The organism is Paenibacillus sinensis (assembly GCF_019904155.1).
GTDB classification, from domain to species: Bacteria; Bacillota; Bacilli; order Paenibacillales; family Paenibacillaceae; genus Paenibacillus_AQ; species Paenibacillus_AQ sinensis.
The window spans coordinates 1-750 of record NZ_JAHCMB010000098.1; the positions used below are offsets into that span (position 1 = coordinate 1).

The window sequence follows — 750 nt, forward strand, 5'->3', positions numbered from 1 at the left end:
CCACAAACCATGGAACTAAAGGGGCAGAGTTTAGCAATGTTGTATGTTTTATTGATGATAATGATTGGAATTCATATAGTCTAAATAAGTACTTGAAGGGTCGTCCTGATATTGGAACTATTGGCACCAACAATTTTGATATACAGACTAGGACAAGAAACTTGTTTTATGTAATATGCTCTTGAGCAAAGCATGCTATTTTGCGAGTCGACGGCAATTACAATCGAATTAAAATTGCTTCTTAAATCTCTAAAGTTCTGATTGTAAGGTCGCAACATGTTTTCATACTACTAAACCAAATAACTTTCCCTGAATAAAAATGGTTGTCCTCATCAAGACTAAAGACTGGTAAATGCTCGGACCTTTCCTAGAGCATCTTCCCAGTCTTTTCTCTGCGCTTTCAAGACCTTCCNGCGCTTTCAAGACCTTCCCAAGTATCCTCCCAGCAGAAATCCAAGTCGATCATGGCTTCTCTCAAGCCTTTACTCCATATCCAGCTCTTTGCCTCATACATGGACGCCATCCATGCATAACTGGGACAGATCCTCCTTTAGCTCTCGGTATTTTTTCCAGGACGCATAGGTAACCCCTTACGCTAGAATCGCCAAATCCCCCACGGGGGGATTGCAGATTAATCTGGTATGAAGTCATAAATAGAATTCCTCTATGAATGGGCTGGACAACTTTCATTCTAAATGAGGATTCTATCTATGGCTCTCTTTTTTAGGAACCCAATTTACACACAAGGAA

1 protein-coding gene is annotated in these 750 nt (G+C 40.3%); it reads left to right on the forward strand.

The genetic code is table 11. The annotated features are described in order from the left end of the window. On the forward strand, positions 1-185 hold a 185-nt coding region (locus KIH86_RS10705; protein ID WP_223110459.1), incomplete at its 5' end, for a hypothetical protein. Between the last annotated feature and the right edge of the window lie 565 nt (positions 186-750).